Source organism: Vibrio gigantis, from assembly GCF_024347515.1.
GTDB lineage: Bacteria > Pseudomonadota > Gammaproteobacteria > Enterobacterales > Vibrionaceae > Vibrio > Vibrio gigantis.
Map to the genome: position 1 here is coordinate 755934 of NZ_AP025492.1, position 19076 is coordinate 775009.

General features: G+C 46.1%; 13 protein-coding genes and 1 riboswitch. Of the genes, 6 read left to right on the plus strand and 7 right to left on the minus strand.

What is annotated here, in order from left to right:
* Window positions 1-9 precede the first annotated feature (9 nt).
* The 5 genes from OCV56_RS03370 to OCV56_RS03390 all read right to left on the minus strand — a co-directional run bounded on the left by OCV56_RS03370 (window position 10) and on the right by OCV56_RS03390 (window position 4312).
* Window positions 10-651, minus strand: a complete 642-nt coding sequence (locus tag OCV56_RS03370) for a MarC family protein (RefSeq protein WP_086716006.1) — start codon at window positions 649-651, stop codon at window positions 10-12.
* A 242-nt stretch (window positions 652-893) separates the two neighbouring features.
* A complete protein-coding gene (locus tag OCV56_RS03375; RefSeq protein WP_086716004.1) occupies window positions 894-1883 on the minus strand; it encodes a GGGtGRT protein in 990 nt (329 codons plus the stop codon).
* A gap of 23 nt (window positions 1884-1906) precedes the next feature.
* A complete protein-coding gene (locus OCV56_RS03380; RefSeq protein WP_017071044.1) occupies window positions 1907-2599 on the minus strand; it encodes an iron-sulfur cluster assembly scaffold protein in 693 nt (230 codons plus the stop codon).
* Window positions 2600-2794: 195 nt separating this feature from the next.
* Window positions 2795-2879: riboswitch (Fluoride riboswitch) on the minus strand.
* Between the two features lie 154 nt (window positions 2880-3033).
* Window positions 3034-3327, minus strand: coding sequence for a YebG family protein (locus OCV56_RS03385; RefSeq protein ID WP_008223840.1), 294 nt, complete (start codon window positions 3325-3327; stop codon window positions 3034-3036).
* An 88-nt stretch (window positions 3328-3415) separates the two neighbouring features.
* On the minus strand, window positions 3416-4312 hold the full coding sequence (locus OCV56_RS03390; protein ID WP_086716002.1) for a LysR family transcriptional regulator: 897 nt from the start codon (window positions 4310-4312) through the stop codon (window positions 3416-3418).
* A 162-nt stretch (window positions 4313-4474) separates the two neighbouring features.
* Between OCV56_RS03390 and OCV56_RS03395 the strand changes: the two genes are divergently transcribed.
* From OCV56_RS03395 to recD, 4 genes are all read left to right on the plus strand, one after another.
* Complete coding sequence (locus tag OCV56_RS03395) at window positions 4475-5470, plus strand: TDT family transporter (RefSeq protein ID WP_167373195.1); 996 nt, start codon at window positions 4475-4477, stop codon at window positions 5468-5470.
* Window positions 5471-5597: 127 nt separating this feature from the next.
* Window positions 5598-9074, plus strand: coding sequence for an exodeoxyribonuclease V subunit gamma (gene recC / locus OCV56_RS03400; protein WP_086715998.1), 3477 nt, complete (start codon window positions 5598-5600; stop codon window positions 9072-9074).
* A gap of 393 nt (window positions 9075-9467) precedes the next feature.
* A complete protein-coding gene (recB, locus tag OCV56_RS03405; protein WP_150330782.1) occupies window positions 9468-13139 on the plus strand; it encodes an exodeoxyribonuclease V subunit beta in 3672 nt (1223 codons plus the stop codon).
* Window positions 13139-15349, plus strand: a complete 2211-nt coding sequence (gene recD, locus OCV56_RS03410; RefSeq protein ID WP_086715994.1) for an exodeoxyribonuclease V subunit alpha — start codon at window positions 13139-13141, stop codon at window positions 15347-15349. The genes recB and recD overlap by 1 nt, the downstream gene beginning before the upstream one ends.
* Before the next feature lie 55 nt (window positions 15350-15404).
* On the opposite strand, the gene OCV56_RS03415 is transcribed toward recD, so the two are convergent.
* A complete protein-coding gene (locus OCV56_RS03415) occupies window positions 15405-15596 on the minus strand; it encodes a hypothetical protein (RefSeq protein ID WP_008223046.1) in 192 nt (63 codons plus the stop codon).
* Between the two features lie 281 nt (window positions 15597-15877).
* Window positions 15878-17215, minus strand: coding sequence for an amino-acid N-acetyltransferase (gene argA, locus OCV56_RS03420; RefSeq protein ID WP_086715993.1), 1338 nt, complete (start codon window positions 17213-17215; stop codon window positions 15878-15880).
* 160 nt (window positions 17216-17375) lie between these two features.
* Here argA and OCV56_RS03425 point away from each other — a divergent pair, with 160 nt between their 5' ends.
* Entirely contained in the window at window positions 17376-17849 is a 474-nt protein-coding gene (locus tag OCV56_RS03425; RefSeq protein ID WP_086715990.1) for a DUF2850 domain-containing protein, read from the plus strand.
* A gap of 81 nt (window positions 17850-17930) precedes the next feature.
* Window positions 17931-19043, plus strand: coding sequence for a murein transglycosylase A (mltA, locus tag OCV56_RS03430; protein WP_086715988.1), 1113 nt, complete (start codon window positions 17931-17933; stop codon window positions 19041-19043).
* Window positions 19044-19076 lie beyond the last annotated feature (33 nt).

Below are 19076 nucleotides of genomic sequence, written 5' to 3' on the forward strand. Positions count from 1 at the left end.
ATTTAGAGGCTAGATAAATAGCGCCTTATAAGCCTGCTCAATTCCTTCAATCAACATCTGCATACCGATGACTGCAAGTATCAAACCCATCATTCGAGTAATCACGTTCAGTGCACTTGGTCCGACTGCTTTAACGAAGCGCTCGCCGAATACAAATAATACATAGGTTAGGGTGCAGAGGAGGCCAAATGCCACAATGGTAATGATGGTCTCGTAAATCCCCTCTGTACTGGCGAAGTTCATTGCAGTGGCTATGGTGCCGGGGCCAGCCAGTATGGGCATGGCTAAAGGTGATACGGCGATACTTAGAGCTGCGTCTCGCTGGGCATCTGAGTTAACCTTCTCTTTTGCTTTCGAGTGTGTCGATTCGCCTTGCAGCATGTGGAAGCCAATCAAAAAGACCAGAATGCCGCCTGTGATGCGCAGTGCGTACAGCGTGATACCAAAGAGGTCAAAGATCAGCTTGCCAGAGATCGCAAAAGTGCTGACGATAACGAATGCGATAAACACTGAACGGAAGGCGATGGATTTGACCGTTTCCCTATCGTTATCACCGGTTAATCCAAGAAAAATTGGCGTATTAGCGATAGGGTTCATAATGGCAAAAAAGCCCATGAACACGGTAATGGTATGAATGATGAGCTCTTTCATATTATTCCTTTGAAAATATGCAGTTAAATACCAATGATTGGTGTATTTAACCTTAGATACAAATAATTATTAGAAATAGATAGTAGAGCAAGTGTGAATAAAAAACAGCCAGCATAAGGCTGGCTGTTTGGTTTTAGTGATAGGTGTAGAGTTTTGGTCGTACGTTATTGCGAATTTCTCAACTAACAAGCTCTAAACAACAGCCTCTATACAACAGGCCGACTATAGAGCTCGTTTTGTCGTTATGCGTTTTGAGATTCACTTACTGCCACAGCCAATGCAACCGTCGCACCGACCATTGGGTTGTTACCCATGCCGATGAAACCCATCATTGCCACGTGAGCAGGAACAGAAGAGCTACCTGCGAACTGAGCGTCAGCGTGCATTCTACCCATGGTGTCAGTCATGCCGTAAGATGCTGGGCCTGCTGCCACGTTATCTGGGTGTAATGTTCGACCTGTACCGCCGCCTGAAGCAACTGAGAAGTAAGGTAAACCTTGGCGAGTACGTTCTGCCTTGTAGATACCTGCAACAGGGTGTTGGAAGCGCGTTGGGTTGGTTGAGTTACCCGTAATACTTACATCCACCTCTTCTCTGTGCATAATCGCTACGCCTTCACGTACATCATCAGCGCCGTAGCACAAGATCTCTCCGCGAGGGCCTTGTGAGAAGCGGCGACGTTCTGTTTCAACAAGCTCACCTGTTTGGTAATTGTATTGAGTGCGAACATAGGTAAAACCATTGATGCGAGAGATTAAGTAAGCCGCATCTTTACCTAGACCATTTAAGATCACTTTCAGTGGGTTTTGACGTGATTTGTTGACGTTTAGCGCAATTTTAATCGCACCTTCTGCAGCTGCAAAAGACTCGTGACCGGCAAGGAAGGCAAAGCAGTGGCTCTCTTCATTTAGAAGACGAGCGGCTAGTGCACCGTGGCCAATACCGACTTGGCGTTGTTCAGCAACACTACCGGGTTTGGTAAATGCTTGAAGGCCTTCACCAATGATATTGGCCGCTTGTTCTGCACTGGTGGCTTTACGAAATAGTGCCAGTGCTGAGCCAAGGATATAAGCATCGGCAGCACTTTCAAAAGCGATAGGCTGGGTGTCCATCACCAAGGCTTTTGGATCAACGTTGTGGGCTTTGCAGTATTGGTTAGCTTGCTCCAAAGAGTCGAAGTTCATTTCTGCCAATACGCGAGTTACTGATTCATTAAATTGAGTGTTCATCATATCTTTCCTCTAAATTGGCAAAATTACTGTTGGCGTGGGTTAATGGTGGTAACGGCTTCATCGAAGCGACCATAAGTCCCCGTCGCAAGGTCAGCAGCTTCATTGGCTGGTACACCTTGATTAATCGCCTTCATCATTTTGCCGAGGTTGAGATACTCGTAACCAATCACTTCGCTGTGGTCATCAAGTGCAAGCTTGGTCACATAGCCCTCTGCAAGTTCTAGGTAACGTACGCCTTTTGCAGCGGTTGAGTAACTGGTACCCACTTGGCTGCGCTGGGTTTGACCTAAATCTTCCAATGCAGCGCCGATTTCTAGGCCACCTTCAGAGAAAGCAGATTGAGTTCGACCGTAAACAAACTGCAGGAAGATTTCGCGCATGGCTACGTTGATTGCATCGCACACCAAGTCTGTATTGAGTGCTTCGAGAATGGTTTTTCCAGTGAGGATTTCAGCAGCCATCGCGGCAGATTGCGTCATGCCAGAGCAGCCGATGGTTTCGATTAATGCTTCTTCGATGATGCCGTTTTTTACGTTAAGCGTTAGTTTTGCAGCACCTTGTTGTGGTGCACAAGTGCCCACGCCGTGGCTTAAGCCAGAAATAGCGATGACATCTTTTGGGCTAACCATTGCGCCTTCAACTGGAATTGGAGCTGAATTGTGAAGATCACCCCTTTGAATAGGGCACATTGATTGAATTTCTGAAGAGTAGTGCATAATGTTTTCTCACTTATTAGAGCCATTTAAGACCTAGGGCGTTGAGAAAACAGGACGTGTTGGAAGAGGTGCGGCTAATTCACTACAGATCTTGAGTATCGATAATCCAAAGGTGTCATGAAGCTCGGTCTTGATAGACTAAGTCCATTTCAAAATGGAGGAGTAGCGATACGTCCAACAGTGTTACCTGTTTTCGATTCTGTAGGAGTCATTAGCACTGTTCAAAAAGAACGGGCGGTTGAAGCAAAAGCTTAGGTGGAACCCCATCACCTGATGGATATAGATTAGATCTTTATCACACTTTTGTGCAAGCGAATGTTTAGAGCAATTTCGACTATAAACAAGCTTCATTATATTTCGACAAGTATAAAAAAACGCCAATAACGGACTCTGATTAGAGGCGTCATTGACGTTTTTTAGAGAACTCCAGCTAGTTAAGCTGCATCTTCTTCTGCGTCTTCAACAGCTTCAAGTTTTTTAGCTTTTTTCGGAGCTGGCTTACGCTTAGCACCTAATGCGTAAAGAACTTCTTCTTTGTTCTTCGCTAGGTACATTGCAAGCTCTTCTTGCTTGCCTTCATCTTCAACTAAATCGCTTTTGCCTAACAGTTCAAAAAGCTCATCAGCCATATCCAGCATTTTGTCGTATGCGTCAGCTTCGGCTTTAGAGGTAAAAGTCATTTTCTCTTCTCCGTTGCGTTCCACCACGTACTTGACGATAACAGCCATGGTTAATCCTCTAAGTTTGATAAATTTTACTGGCTTTTTATACAGTTTCTGAGGTTGAAAGTCCAGTTGGAGCCCTAACTATGCGGTCTCAATCTTGATGTGTCGCCCAGTCTTCACAATAACTCATGAAAGATTTCAGCAGCGGGCTCTGGTATTTGTCTTTATGTACCAGCATCCAGAAACGTCGTTTCATGTCGAGTGGCACATCAAGCGCTTTTACTCGGCCTGAATCAATCGCTCGTTGCGCCGCCAACCGTGATAAACACGCGAATCCAAGATTGGCAGAAACTGAATTGATGATCGCTTCAGTTGTGTTGAGTTCAAAGGATTCATACCAGTGTTCGATACGCGGTGCGACGGCACGAAGGAAAAACTCGCGAGTACCTGAGCCTGATTCACGTAGAATCCAGTTACTATTTTCTAAATCGCTTAAAATCACTTTGTCTTTTGCAACGAGAGGATGTTGATTACTAACAATAATGCACATTTCATCGCTGCTAAACTGGCTTGAGATTAACTCTGGATGGAGTGTTTTTCCTTCAATTAACGCGATATCCAGTTCATAATCCACCAACTTTTGACAGATTAGGGCACTGTTTGAAATGAACAAGCTTTGGTCTTGATGCTGAGTTCGTTCGCGAAAGCCAGACAGAATAAATGGTGCGACCTGATTACCAATTGTGTCACTCGCGCCGACCTTTAGATTGCCACTTAATGGTTGGTCGTCACGGAACAAAACATCAATACCAGCAGCTCGGTGAAGTATCTCATCAGCCAAAGGAAGTAACTTATGTCCCTCTTGATTGAGAATTAATCGGTTGTTGACCCGGTCAAATAGAGAGTGGCCTAATTGTTTTTCCATTTCGCCCAGCGCCATGCTGACTGCAGCTTTAGAGAGAAACAGCGCCTCAGAGGCAGCGGTCAATGTTGAGTGCTGAGTAATAGTGACGAACACTTTAAGTTGTTTAATTGAAATATTAGCCATCAGATCCCTAGTTTAACTCTGCTGGTGAAATGGATTTCGTTCAGTATTGGTGAACGCTTGTTACATATAATTGGATATTATTTAACGAAGCGCAAGCATATTATAGCTTCAACAAGCTAATGAGTTCACAAGTTTAGTGAATCAAGTTTAAGAGAGGCTGACATGATTCAACGTATTAAATATAGATTAACAGGAGCTCCAACACCCATGGCAGGGTTGGCACTAGCAATAGCAAGCTTAGGCTGGTGCTGGGATGGTGTATTGGTATCACAAGATATCTTACATACACCGGGTTTAGTTCAATGGATAAGCGCAGCGATTGCTGGGTGCTTACTTCTTGTTTTGGCTGTGAAGTTTTTGATTCACGGGCATCTATTGCGTGCAGATCTTGCTCACCCTGTAGTGGGAAGCGTTGTTCCAACATTTGCGATGGGTTGTATGGTTGTTTCTGCTTCTTTGGCTCCAATTTCGACCTTCCTCAGCGAAAGTGTTTGGCTAGCATCTGTTGCATTACATGTTGTGTTCTTGGTGAGCTTTTTATACCACAGAGCAAAACAGTTTGAGATTCACCATATGGTTCCTAGCTGGTTTGTACCACCAATCGGTATCGTTGTTGCGGATGTTTCTTTCTCTGGTAATCCAACTCTAGAGCCTGTTGCAAATGCTGTTTTGGTCTTTGGTTTGTTGATCTACGCGGTAATGCTGCCAGTGATGGTTTACCGTTTGATCTTCTCTCATGAAGTGCCAGATGCGGCGAAACCAACCATTGCGATTATGGCGGCACCAGCAAGCCTATCTTTAGCGGGTTACCTAACGGTTACGGCAAATCCTTCTCCAGTGATTATTGGATTATTATTTGGTATTGCGGTGCTAATGACGTTCATTATTTACGCAGCGTTCTTCAAACTACTTCGTTTACCGTTTAGCCCAGGCTATGCCGCGTTTACTTTCCCAATTGTGATTGGTGCAACGGCACTGTTTAAATTGGCAGCGTGGATGCAAGTACAAGGTATTGAAGCGCATTACATCAACCAAGTGTTCAATCTTGCGTATTTAGAACTTGTTGTTGCGACGCTGGTCGTGAGCTATGTAGCGATTCGTTACTACATGAACTACAAACCTCATCGTGTTCTAAGCGCGGTAGGTAGTAGATTGTAAGAAGCAATAGTTCAAAAGATAAACGAACCTTAAGCTTTCGATATTTCATAAGCTTATATTCCTAATCCAAACTCAGCACTTATGCTAATCTGGCAGTATATTGTGGCAAGATTAGCGTGAGTGCACTTTGTTTACTGTTTACCATTCCAATAAAGTTGATACTTTAAAAATTCTTCTCGTTCACTTGATCAAAAGTGACCCTTTAGCCAATCCTTTCGAAAAAGAGCAGATCTTGGTTCAGAGCCCAGGTATGTCTCAATGGCTTAAGATGGAACTCGCCAAAGAGTTTGGTGTAGCAGCAAATATCGATTTTCCTCTTCCAGCAACTTTCATTTGGGATATGTTCACCCAGGTGCTTCCTGATGTACCTAAACGCAGTGCTTTTAATAAAGAGGCGATGACGTGGAAGCTAATGAGTTTGCTACCTGCGAAGCTTGACCACCCTGATTTCTTACCCCTACAGCGCTATCTTGAAAACGATGAAGACGGCTCTAAGTTATATCAATTAGCCGAGAAAATTGCTGATATCTTCGATGGTTACTTGGTATATCGTCCTGAGTGGATGGCGATGTGGGAAGCGGGAGAGCCCGTTGCAGAATTGATTGATAGTGAAGGGCAGCAAGAGCACCCTTGGCAGCCAATTTTGTGGAAGGCACTCTACGAGCAAACACTGTCTCAAGGTCAGTCAAAATATCACCGTGGTAACTTGTATCACGACTTCATTGAAGCGTTAGCTAATCAACAAGGGCAATTACAACACCTGCCGAAACGTCTGTTTGTGTTTGGTATTTCGTCACTGCCTCCTCGCTACATGGATGCCTTGAAAGCGCTTGGCGAACAGATTGATGTTCACCTGATGTTTACTAACCCTTGCCAACATTACTGGGGCGACATCCGCGACCGTAAATACTTGGCAAGAGTTGAAGCGCAGCGCCGCAAGCAGTTTGCTCTGGTTGATGGTTTGCCTCAACTAGAAGGCGAAGTATCGCCATTGAAAGATGGTATTGAAGCCAATGTCGAAGATGAGCTGCATACCAGCCAAGCGGTCGGTAATAGCTTGCTTGCGTCTATGGGTAAGCTAGGCAGAGACAATTTGTTCTTGCTGTCTCAATCAGACAGCGAAGAGCATGAATTCTTTATTGATGTCGAGAGAGATAGCCTGCTGCATCAACTGCAAGCCGATATTCTTGAGTTAGAAGAGCACCAAGACGATCACATCTTAGACTCCAGCAACCACAAACAAGTGGTTGAGCTGGGTGATCGCTCGTTGACCGTACATGCTTGTCACAGCCCAATGCGCGAGGTGGAGGTTCTCCATGACCAGCTATTGGCGATGTTCGATGCAGACCCAAGCCTAAAGCCACGTGACATCATCGTGATGGTGGCAGACATCAATGCTTACAGCCCTGCGATTCAGGCGGTATTTGGTAATGCTCCGGGTGAGCGTTATATCCCATACTCTATCTCGGATAGAACGGCAGACCAAGAGAGCCCAATTCTGACCGCGTTCATGCAGCTGGTCGCGCTACCGAACACGCGCTGCTTAGCTTCTGAACTTCTAGAGCTACTAGAAATCCCTGCGATGATGGCACGCTTTGGTATTGATGAATTTCAATTTGAGCAAGCTAAGCAGTGGGTTGAAGAAGCAGGTATCCGCTGGGGTGTCGATTCTTCTACCGCAACCGAGTTTGATTTGCCTGCCACGGAGCAAAATACCTGGCTGTTTGGTATCGAGCGCATGCTACTGGGCTACGCGATGTCGGATTCTGCAGGCTTGTTTGAAACTGAACACTCTCCAATTGCAGCTTATAACGAAGTTCAGGGCATTAACGCCGAACTTGCAGGTAAGTTAGCGCACTTTATTGATCGTATTGCCCATTACCGTCAACGCCTTGCTAAGACGCAATCCATCGATATGTGGCGTGAAACCTTGCTGCAAATGATTGATGACTTCTTCTCCGTTGAACTAGAAGGCGAGGTGGTGCTTAAGTCGATTCGTGATGCACTTTCTCAACTGAATGAACAGCTTGATGATGCCTTGTACGAACAAGAACTATCGCCAAGCATTATCTATCAGTACTTAAACAATAAATTGTCGGGCGCGCGTATCAGTCAGCGTTTCTTAGCGGGGCAAGTGAACTTCTGTACTCTGATGCCGATGCGTTCTATCCCGTTCAAAACCGTTTGTCTATTAGGCATGAATGACGGTGTTTACCCTCGCTCAATGCCGCCAGAAGGGTTTGATTTGATGAATGGGCGTACTCGTCCCGGTGACCGTTCTCGTCGTGATGATGACCGTTACCTATTCTTAGAGGCGATGTTGTCGGCGCAAGAGTGTTTGTACATCAGTTATGTTGGCCGCTCGATTCAAGATAATACTGAGCGAGTACCGTCGGTATTGGTTTCAGAGTTGATTGAGTACTGCCAGCAGAACTACTGCCTAAGTGACGATCAAGCGCTACCAAGTGATGATTCTGGTATCAAGCTGACTCAAGCGATCAGCTTTGAGCACACCATGACGCCGTTCAGCCCGGCAGCCTTTACACAAGGTGATGAAAGTCATGTATTGAGTTACGCCAAGGAGTGGCTTCCTGCGGCTAACCGTTCCGGTGAACGCAGTGGTGAATTCAATCGTGCGTTGGACGACTATTTGCTTGGTGCGGCTTATCCGTTAGAACTCGATTTGGTTGAGCTACAGCGTTTCTGGCGCTTGCCAGTGCAATACTTCTTTAATCGCCGTCTCAAAGTAGTGTTTGAGCCACCGCTTCCGGTAATGGAAGACGATGAGCCGTTCGTGCTTAATGGCTTAGAGAGCTTCCAGCTTAAAGATGCGTTGCTTCAAGTACTACTCGATCACCCAGAAGGGGCAGATGAAGCGGTTCGCTTGTTTGTCTCTGAGCAAAAAGCCCAAGGTCGCTTACCGGTTGGCGCTTTTGGTGATATCGAGTTCGAAACCAACCGCGTTCAAGCGGAAGACTTAGCCAAAGAGATTCGATTTGTAAGTGGGCAGCCACAACAAGATCTCGAGGTAAATATTGAATTTGACGTGCTAGGCGAGGGTAAACCGGTTCGTTTGATGGGGTGGCTGACTCAAAACTATCAATCGGGGTTGGTACGTTTTCGTAGTGGCAAAATTCGTTCGCAAGACTACTTGGCTGCGTGGATTGATCACTTGTGTTGTACGGTGATGGGGCATGGCAAAACAACCCATATTATTGGTTATGACAGAAAAGAGGGCGTGGTTCACCAAACGCTACAACCTATCGGCGATGCGCAGCAAGTGAAGGGTTTATTGGCTGAGTTAGTACGACTGTTTTATCAAGGTATGACAGCACCACTGCCGTATTTCCCGAAAACCGCCTTGGCCGGCGTTGAAGCGGGCTTTAGCCGTGGTAAGTGGGTCGATGATGAAGAGAAGTCGCTCAAGAAAATGGCCGATACTTTTAATGACAGCTTCGCTTTCACGGGCGAGGGTCGAGATACCTACATCTCGCGTATTTGGCCTAAGTGGGATGATGTGCTGGCTGCTGAGTCGCGTATGTATTCAACGCTTGTGTTACAGGCGGCAAGGTTGGCTGCAGCCGATCTGGAAGATCAGGAGTAAGTGGCAGTGATCGATAAGATCAATCGCGGGTTCGCTGAATTAATGAATGACAAAAGAGAGTCGCTGGTAAGCGTTTGGAGTGTCTGCTTTCCTAGAGAGGGGAAGCAAGGTACAGGAAATAAAGTGGCCGCCAGTAAATCATTATTAGTGTAGGGCGTTCGCTGTACGGCCACAGGTCAGAGGGACCATTATTCTGTGGTTCTAAGTAGGCAATGAGTATAAAACTCGAATCGCGCTCTTGAACTCGTGGGCGCATAGTAGCGAGGCGATCTGAATTGATCCGTGAGAGAGATCGCACTAACTATTAACAAATCAGCGTAGGACGTAAATTGAATGACGTTTTCCACGCTAGGTCACATTTGTAACAACATATTTATCAGAAGGCAGTAAGGCATGACGACCACAAGCAGTGTTCAGGTAATTGCTCCACAGACACTCAATACCATGACGTTTCCACTTCATGGCGCGCGTTTAATTGAAGCATCGGCGGGTACAGGTAAAACATTTACCATCGCTGGCTTGTACTTACGCCTATTGCTTGGGCACGGCACGGCTGCGCCGCAAGGTGAACTCGCGGAAGCTACCCGACATCACGAGCCGCTCACTGTAGATCAAATCCTAGTCGTGACTTTTACTGAAGCAGCAACCGCAGAGCTGCGTGACCGTATCCGTGCGCGAATCCATGATGCGCGCATTGCGTTTGCTCGCGGGCAAAGTGATGACCCAGTGATTGCACCTCTTTTACAAGAGATCGAAGATCACACTGGCGCCGCACAAACACTGCTCAATGCCGAAAGGCAAATGGACGAAGCCGCGGTCTACACCATTCACGGCTTTTGTCAGCGAATGTTGACTCAAAATGCCTTCGAGTCTGGCAGCCGATTTGATAATGAGTTTGTGACAGATGAAAGCCATCTTAAAGCGCAAGTAGTAGCCGACTATTGGCGTAAGCAGTTTTACCCGCTACCTATTCAGCTAGCAGGTGAGGTCCGTAATATCTGGGGTTCACCGGCTGCATTATTAGCAGACGTCAATCGTTATCTGACGGGCTCTCCATTGAAGCTAACCGTTGATGCGATGTCGGGTGATTTGCAAACTCTACACAATCAGAACCTGGATAAAGTGAAGCAGCTCAAAGCGCTGTGGTGTGAGTCTGAAACGGACTTTTTGGCTTTGATCTCAGGTTCGGATGTGAACAAGCGCAGCTACACCAAGAAGTCGCTGCCGACATGGCTAGAGGCGGTGACGGCATGGGCACAAAGTGACACCCATGATTATCAATATCCAGACAAGTTAGAGAAGTTCTCTCAAGCCACGTTAATCGAGAAAACACCGAAAGGTACCGCACCTCAGCATGCCGTTTTCGAAGCGATTGATGATTTCCTAAATAACCCAGCCGACCTTAAGGCTCCGTTATTGGCTCATGCGATTACTCACTGTCGAACTATGCTAGCCAAGGCAAAACAGCAGAAGCAGTGGTTATCATTCGATGACTTGTTGACCCAGTTATCTGCGTCGATTGATGTCGATGAGCAATCCTTGCTGGTGGAAAGAATTCGCACACTCTACCCGGTTGCGATGATCGATGAATTCCAAGATACCGACCCGCTGCAGTACAGTATTTTTAGTCGAATCTATCTCGATAACCCGCTGTGCGGCTTGTTTATGATCGGTGACCCGAAGCAGGCTATTTATGGTTTCCGTGGCGCAGATATCTTTACCTATATCAAGGCGAGAAACCAAGTTAGTGCTCACTACACCTTAGGCACTAACTGGCGTTCAAGCGCTGATATGGTCAGCGCAGTAAACCAAGTGTTTATGAATTCGGACAGTCCGTTTATCTATGACCAAGACATCCCATTCTTACCTGTTGCCGCCAGTCCATCAGCCGACAAACGCCAATGGGTGATGAACGGAGAAACTCAGCACGCACTCACCTTTTGGTTGCAAGAGGCTGAAGATAAGCCGTTACCTAAGGGCGAATATCACAAGGCAATGGCTGAGGCGACGGCGAGTAAAATTCAAACCATTCTGACTGCTTCTCAAAACCAGCAAGCCTATTTTGATAACGGCAAAAACCAACATGCAGTGAATGCGGGTGATATTGCTGTCTTGGTTCGAACCGGCAGTGAAGGTCGTCTGATCAAGAACGCGCTCTCTGAGCAAGGCATTGCAAGTGTTTATTTGTCTAACAGAGACAGTGTATTCACCAGCTTGGTTGCGCAAGATATTCAACGTCTGCTGCAAGCGGTGCTGACGCCCGAAAACGACCGTGCGTTGCGCGCGAGCCTAGCCTCCGAGTTGTTCGCTCTGGATGCCGCATCATTGGATGAACTCAATAACGATGAAGTGGTGTGGGAAAACGTGGTTAATGAGTTTCGTGAGTATCGTAAGCTGTGGCTACAGCGTGGCGTGTTACCAATGCTTCGCAGCGTGATCAGCAAGCGACATCTCGCGGAACGCTTGCTGGAAGAAGAAAATGGTGAGCGCTCACTCACTGATTTGATGCACATAGGTGAATTGCTGCAACAGGCAAGACAAGAGCTCGACAGCGACTATGGCTTGCTGCGTTGGCTAGCAGAAGCGATTTCCGATGCTCAAAATGGTTTAGGTGGCAGTGAAGATGACATTCAACGCCTTGAATCAGAGAGAAACTTGGTGCAAATCGTTACCATCCATAAGTCGAAAGGTTTGGAATATGACTTAGTATTCCTTCCATTTGTTGCGAGTTATCGAGAAGCGAGCGAAGGCAAATTCTACGACCATGATTCAGACACCACGGTGCTGGATATTACAGGTAGTGATAGTGCCTTAGCCCAAGCGGATAAAGAACGACTCGCGGAAGACCTGCGTTTGATTTATGTAGCGCTGACTCGTGCGGTTTATGGCTGTTTCATTGGCATGGCGCCACTGCGTAAAGGGCGTTCAACCAAAGAACCGACCGGCGTGCATTTGAGTGCGATGGGTTATTTGGTTCAAAACGGACAAGAGCAGGGTATTGCCGAATTGCATCAGGCTCTAGCGGCCATTGAAGGCAAAAATTCAAGTGTGCTGTTAGCCGAAACACCAACTGCTCACGAGCAAGTGTTTGTACAAACAGAGCAAGTGAGTGAAGACTTACATGCTAATGAACTCAAGGCTTCAATCGACAGGGCTTGGCGTATTACCAGTTACTCGGGGCTAGTAAAGCAAGGCAGTCACGGTGCGAGTCATGACGCGACCATTGAGGTGTCTGGCTTTGATATTGACTCGGCTGATGAGCAGGATGAGTCTGAGTTGATTGAACCTGAACGCTCTATCTTTACGTTCCCTCGTGGTGCTCGCCCGGGTACTTTTTTACACACCTTGTTTGAGGAGGTTGAGTTTACCGAGCCAGCAAGCAGCGAACACAACACGCAAGTAATCACTCACTTATTAGAATCAGAACAATACGAATTAGAGTGGCTACCTGTGCTTCAGCAACTGGTCGATACGGTGCTGAACACTGCATTGGATGGCAAGAACTTAAAACTAAGCGAGAAAGATTCGACGCAACGCTTAGTTGAGATGGAGTTCTTGCTACCGATCGAAGTTTTGGCTGCATCTGAACTGAATCAAACCATTCAATATCATGATCCGTTATCAGCCAAAGCGGGCGACCTAGGTTTCCAAACCGTGAAAGGCATGTTGAAAGGCTTCATCGATTTGGTGTTCGAGCACCAAGGCAAATACTATGTACTCGACTGGAAATCGAACCATTTAGGTGATGATGTCGCTGTTTACCATGGCGAGGCATTGAAATCGGCGATGGCCGACCACCGCTATGATTTGCAATATCAAATCTATGCATTGGCGTTGCACCGTTTCTTACGTAGTCGTGTTGCCAATTACAGCTACGAGCAACATTTTGGTGGCGTGTACTACTTGTTCTTACGAGGAATGGACGGCCAATCTCAGCAAGGTATTTTCTCAGCGAAACCAACACTGGCTTTACTTGATGAAATGGATCAATTGATTGACGGTAAAGTGATAGACAGACGTTCAGCACAATTGAATGATGAAACTGGACAGATGGGGCTTTTATAATGACAACAACGACCACTAATACCAGCATAGATACTGCGAACGCAGTAAAGCCATTTTCACTTATTCCTGAGCAACTCATGGATGTACTTAAATTTCTGGCAGATAAGGGTTCGATTCGTCAGTTGGATTATCAATTTGCTCGTTTTATTGCTCAGCAAGCCACGAGTTACTCTCAAGAGATAGGCTTCCTTGCTGGTGTAGTGAGCCATGAGTTAGGCAAAGGACACATTTGTACTCAGCTGATACAGAAGCACACGACAGGCCACAAACAAACGGCAGATCTAGCTCAGTTACTTGGGTTGTACGGTGAAACGGCCCTGCAATTGAATCAAAAGTTGTTAGGTATTGATTGGTTGGCGGTACTTCAATCGTCCAATTTAGTTGGAGTAACCAATGACTGTGTTATGCCGATGATGTTTGATGGGCAGCGTGTCTACTTACAGCGTTACTGGAACTACGAGGTGGTACTGGCAGACACGTTAAACCGTTTAAGTAAGCCGGTAGAGTTCAATATTGAACAGAAAAAGGCGCTGACGGGAACACTTAATCAGCTCTTTGCACGCAGTTATCACTTTCTGTTTAACGCCTTAGCCAAGGCTGAAGCAAACCAACAAACGTCTCAGGTACTGCGTCAACAGCTGGTGTGTGATCATCTTGATATCGTCGACGAGCAATCTCTGAATTGGGGGGCAATCGACCAAGCGATCGTCCAAGCTAAGCAGGTAACGGACTTAGATGTTCTAGACGGTTTGGTTCCGCTATCAGTATGTTTGAACTGGCAAAAAGTGGCGGCAGCGGTGGCGCTGAGTCGTCGCTTTGCGGTGATTTCCGGAGGGCCGGGTACTGGTAAGACAACAACGGTAACCAAATTACTGTCGGCGATGGTCGAGCAATCACTAAGCCAAGGCAAAGCACCAACGATTAAGCTAGTGGCACCAACGGGTAAAGCGGCAGCGCGTTTAACAGAGTCAATCGGTAAAGCGATTGAGCAACTGCCATTAGCGCCTGAAGTAAAAGCCAACATACCAACGGAATCAAGCACTTTACACAGATTGCTCGGTGCGATTCCCAACCGTGCTGAGTTTAGACATAACCGACGTAATCCACTTCACCTTGATATCTTGGTGGTGGATGAAGCGTCGATGGTTGATCTGTCGATGATGTATAAGCTGGTGGATGCACTTCCTGAACACGCAAGGCTTATCTTGTTGGGAGATAAAGACCAATTGGCTTCCGTTGAGGCTGGTGCAGTGTTAGGTGATATCTGCTCATTCAATTCAGCAGGCTACAGCAGTGCGCAAGGCAACTTGATTGCGGAGATGACAGGCTTTGATGCGATAGCCAATACACAGCAGGCAAAAGCGGGAATCGTAAATCCTCCTGCCATTGCAGACAGCCTATGTATGCTGCAGAAGAGTTACCGTTTCGATGCGCGTTCTGGTATTGGTCAGCTGGCAAAAGCAATCAATAACGGATCTGCGAATCAAGTAGACCAAGTGTTTGCCAAAGGTTTTGGCGATATCGAAAATCATCCTCTATCGAGCGACAGCTATAACTTGATGCTACGTACTTTAGTCAATGAATATGGTGCGTACCTCAACCGAATGAATGTGCCATTGGAAGAGCTAGAAACTCAAGAAGCGAGAGCCAAATCGGTACTCGATTTGTTCAGCCAATGCCGACTGTTGTGCTCTATTCGTGAAGGCGATTTTGGTGTTAATGGTCTCAACCACAGAATTGAAAGGGCGCTTGCCGCAAGGCGTTTAGTGAATCCACATAATGATGAATTGTGGTATCACGGGCGACCAGTGATGGTAACGCGTAACGATCATGGCTTGGGGTTATACAATGGTGATATTGGTATCTGTATGCTTGAGGCGGATTCAAGCCAAGCTGAATCAACTCCTCGTTTGAAGGTCTATTTTGAATTGCCTGATGGCAGTGTAAAAGCGGTGCTACCAAGCCGAGTGCCTGATCATGAAACGGCTTATGCGATGACGATTCACAAATCTCAAGGCAGTGAATTTGATTTAACCTTAATGATTCTGCCGCCAGATTTCAGCCCAATTTTGACACGTGAGCTTATCTACACAGGTATTACGCGTGCGAAGAAACGACTGATGATGTTCAGTGATACTAATGTACTAAAACGTGGGATTAAGGTGAAGACAGAGCGAGTGAGTGGCTTAGGAAGTCGCTTAACCAACTAGAGATGATTGTTGAGATACATGTACAAAGCAACCATCCCTGGTTGCTTTGAGCGTGCTAGGAATCAGTGCCTAAAAACGCTCGAGTAAACGATATGTGGTTTATCTTGTATTTTGCTTGGCAATTCAAAATAAACTCTTTTAGATTTTCGCTCACAGGGAACACGCAATGTACGTCTAGCCCTTCTAAGAATTGGTTATCAGCCATATCCCAAAAACTTTGCAGCGAGTTACAAACAATGGTTCTCATATCAATGTTGCTCTTTTTGCTGTTTATATTAACGAGCAGAGCTAATGTTAGCGTTCTGGCCGTCAACGGGTATAGCAATCCGTGCAGTGACCACCTCAATGAGTTCGATATGACTATTGAGGTGGCAATTCCAAAAAAAACATTTGTTATTTTTTAAAGCGACCAAATTCTAAACAATTTTGTTTGTGAGTTAAAGTGCATACCTAATAAATCTCATATAGAAAACGATTACATTTGCAATTATTTTTACTTTGAAGTGAGATTTTAGTCCAAAACTTTATTTACACATTTAATGCTAAGATTTTTGAGTTACGTTGATAGTTGTATAGCCCCTGTTTTTCCATCGGTAACTCATCAACACCAATCTCGTAAAACCCTTGTTCACGGAACCAATGAAGGCTATGTGTCGTTAGAACGAAAATTTGGTCGATATCACGAGACTTAGATTGATGACGCATGTAGTCCAGTAATATTTGCCCACGGTTTCCATCCCGATAATCAGGATGAATAGCCACACAAGCCATCTCTGCCATGTGATCTTCGGGGTACGCGTAGAGCGCAGCGCAGCCGATTATCAGTCCGTCTTTTTCAATAATGGTAAAGCGGTGGATCTCTTGTTCTAGCTGCTCTCTTGAGCGACGGACGAGAATACCTTGTTCTTCAAGCGGGCGAATGAGGTCAAAGATACCACCGATGTCATCAATCTGAGCTTGTCTGACTTGCTCGGCACTCGCCATGACCACTTGAGTTCCAATACCGTCGAAAGAGAACAGCTCTTGGATTAATGCGCCATCCACTTTGTAGCTAATTAAGTGACAACGAGGCACTCCAGCACGACAAGCCGAGATAGCACCTTTCAGGAAGCGCAGTGTTCCTGTACTCATGTCTTCGGCTGGATTTTGAGATTGAGTTAAGCGTTCTAGAATGAGTTTGGCGTCTTTCGGGAAAAGTTCGGCTAGGACATTACCGTTTTGATCGGTAACCCCTTGCTCAGAGCAAAAACCAATGAGCTTGTCGGCTTTTAAACGAATCGCTACTTGAGTCGCGACTTCTTCAGAGAGTAGGTTAAAGCTTTCGCCTGTGACGGAGCTGGCAATCGGACCAAGCAACACGATAGAGCCTTGGTCGAGCGTGCGATTAATCCCTTCGATATCGATTCGACGAATACGTCCGCTATGGCAATAATCGGTGCCATCATCCACACCCAGAGGCTGGGCTGTAATGAAGTTGCCGCTCATCACATTGAGCTGAGTGCCGGCCATTGGTGTGTTGTTTAAGCTCATTGAGAGGCGTGCGGTGATAGCAAGTTGCAGCTGCCCAGCAGCCTGCATAGCCACACCAAGAGCATATTCATCGGTGACTCTAACGTTCTTATGATAGGGCGTGTGGCAATCTTGTTTCGCAAGGAGTTGGTTGATTTGAGGTCTTGCACCGTGAACGAGAACGATCTTTACTCCAAGGCTATGGAGTAGGGCGATATCACTAATTATGTTACCAAAGTTCTTATCAGCAACGGCTTCGCCTCCCAACATTATGACCATGGTTTTACCACGATGCGCGTTAACATAGGGGGTTGATTGTCTAAAGCCTTTTACTAGCGCTGTACTTCTTAGTTTCACAGAACAAGTCCATTTGTTTATTTATTCGATAATTTAGCATTTAAATTCAAATTTAAACAACATCTTTTTGGAATAAAGCGCAAACTCTTCTCATCTAGGCTTCATTATACAAAGTGTCTCAGTGTAGAATGCGCACAGCATCTTCACGAGTAGTAACCGAATGCCACAAGCTTCAGCACAAAAGAATAAAATCGATGAGATAACCAAAGGCCTATACAGTGAGGCAGAGCAGCGCAACCAGTCTCCATTGAAGCGCAAGATCATAGAGCGTTGCTTGATGATTTTGGCTCTGATTGGTTCGTTTGCTGTGGTGTCGCTATTTAGTGATGTCATCACTCGTTTGCAAGATTCCGCAACGCCAAATCATTTGTTGTATGGCACTTGGATTGAACAAGATGTGGCTCATTATGCGACTGATGAGTTTGTGTTGAATGCCAATGGGGTGTCGGTTGTTGGATCGATTATCGCGACCAGTTTTGAATTTGACGGTAACTACTTCGAGTATCAAGCGGGAAATACGACATACCGCTTTCGTATGACCAATTCTGAAAACACAGAAATGACGCTGGATTCAGAGAGTCATTACAATCCCGTCTTTCGCTTAAAAGGACATACCGATAACTCCGTCCGATAGGTTATCTTCTTGTAAACTCTTACAAACTAAGATTGTGTTATCTGATCGTTTTTGTCATCCTCGATGCATAGAATTTTTAGGATGACTCTTGTGATTAAAAAATGGCTTCCCCTTGTCGCTGCCTCTGTTTTATTTGGCTGTGCTCAACCTACCGACCTAGCTCAACAACACCTAGATGAGGAATTTCCTCGCACCTTAAATAAGGTTGATGTGGTTGAGTCCAATAAACCAAGAGATTACACCGCATTTGCAGAGCAAGCTGAGATGGTGGTTTCTAAATCTCCCTCGATGGCTAAAATCTATGAGCCGCTTTATCAGCAGCTGAATGAATGGGCACTGCAAAGCGGTGATCCAAGCCAACTCGCAAACTTTGGTGTTCAAACTGCTCAACTAGGTGGTGGTGATAAACAAGGCAATGTGCTTTTTACTGGCTACTTCTCTCCAGTAATGGAATTGCGCCACGAAGCGAATGAAGAGTACCGTTACCCGGTTTATGGCCTTCCAGAATGCGATAAAGAGTGTCCAACACGTGAAGAGATCTACAATGGCGCATTAGAAGGTCAAGGACTTGAACTTGGCTACGCAGCCAACCGTATCGACCCGTTCATGATGGAAGTACAAGGCAGTGGCTTTGTACACTTTGGTGATGACGATACCTTGCAGTATTTTGCTTACGCAGGAAAAAACAACAAAGCTTACGTGAGCATTGGCCGTGTGTTGATCGAGCGAGACTTGGTTCCACGCGAAAAGATGTCGTTGAAAGCGATTAAAGAGTGGGTGTTGGCGAATGACCCTGAAGTGGTTAAAGAGCTGTTAGAGCAAAACCCATCTTTCGTTTTCTTTGAAGCTAGAGACGACCTATCAGTAATGGGCAGCGCGGGCATTCCCTTATTACCAATGGCTGCAGTAGCAGGCGACCGCTCTATCTTACCAATGGGTACTCCGATTCTTGCTGAGGTTCCGTTACTGAATGCTGATGGTACTTGGAGTGGTGCGCACCAGCTAAGACTGTTATTGGTTTTAGATACCGGTGGTGCGGTTAAGCAGAACCACTTAGATCTCTACCACGGTATGGGGCCAAGAGCGGGTACTGAAGCGGGTCATTACAAGCATTTTGGTCGAGTGTGGAAGCTGGGTTTAGATGGCAGCGCAACCGAAGCGCCTTGGGCTTTACCTCCTGAGAAGGTTGAGTAAACGACAATAAAATAGGGCATTGAAAGCGAATCG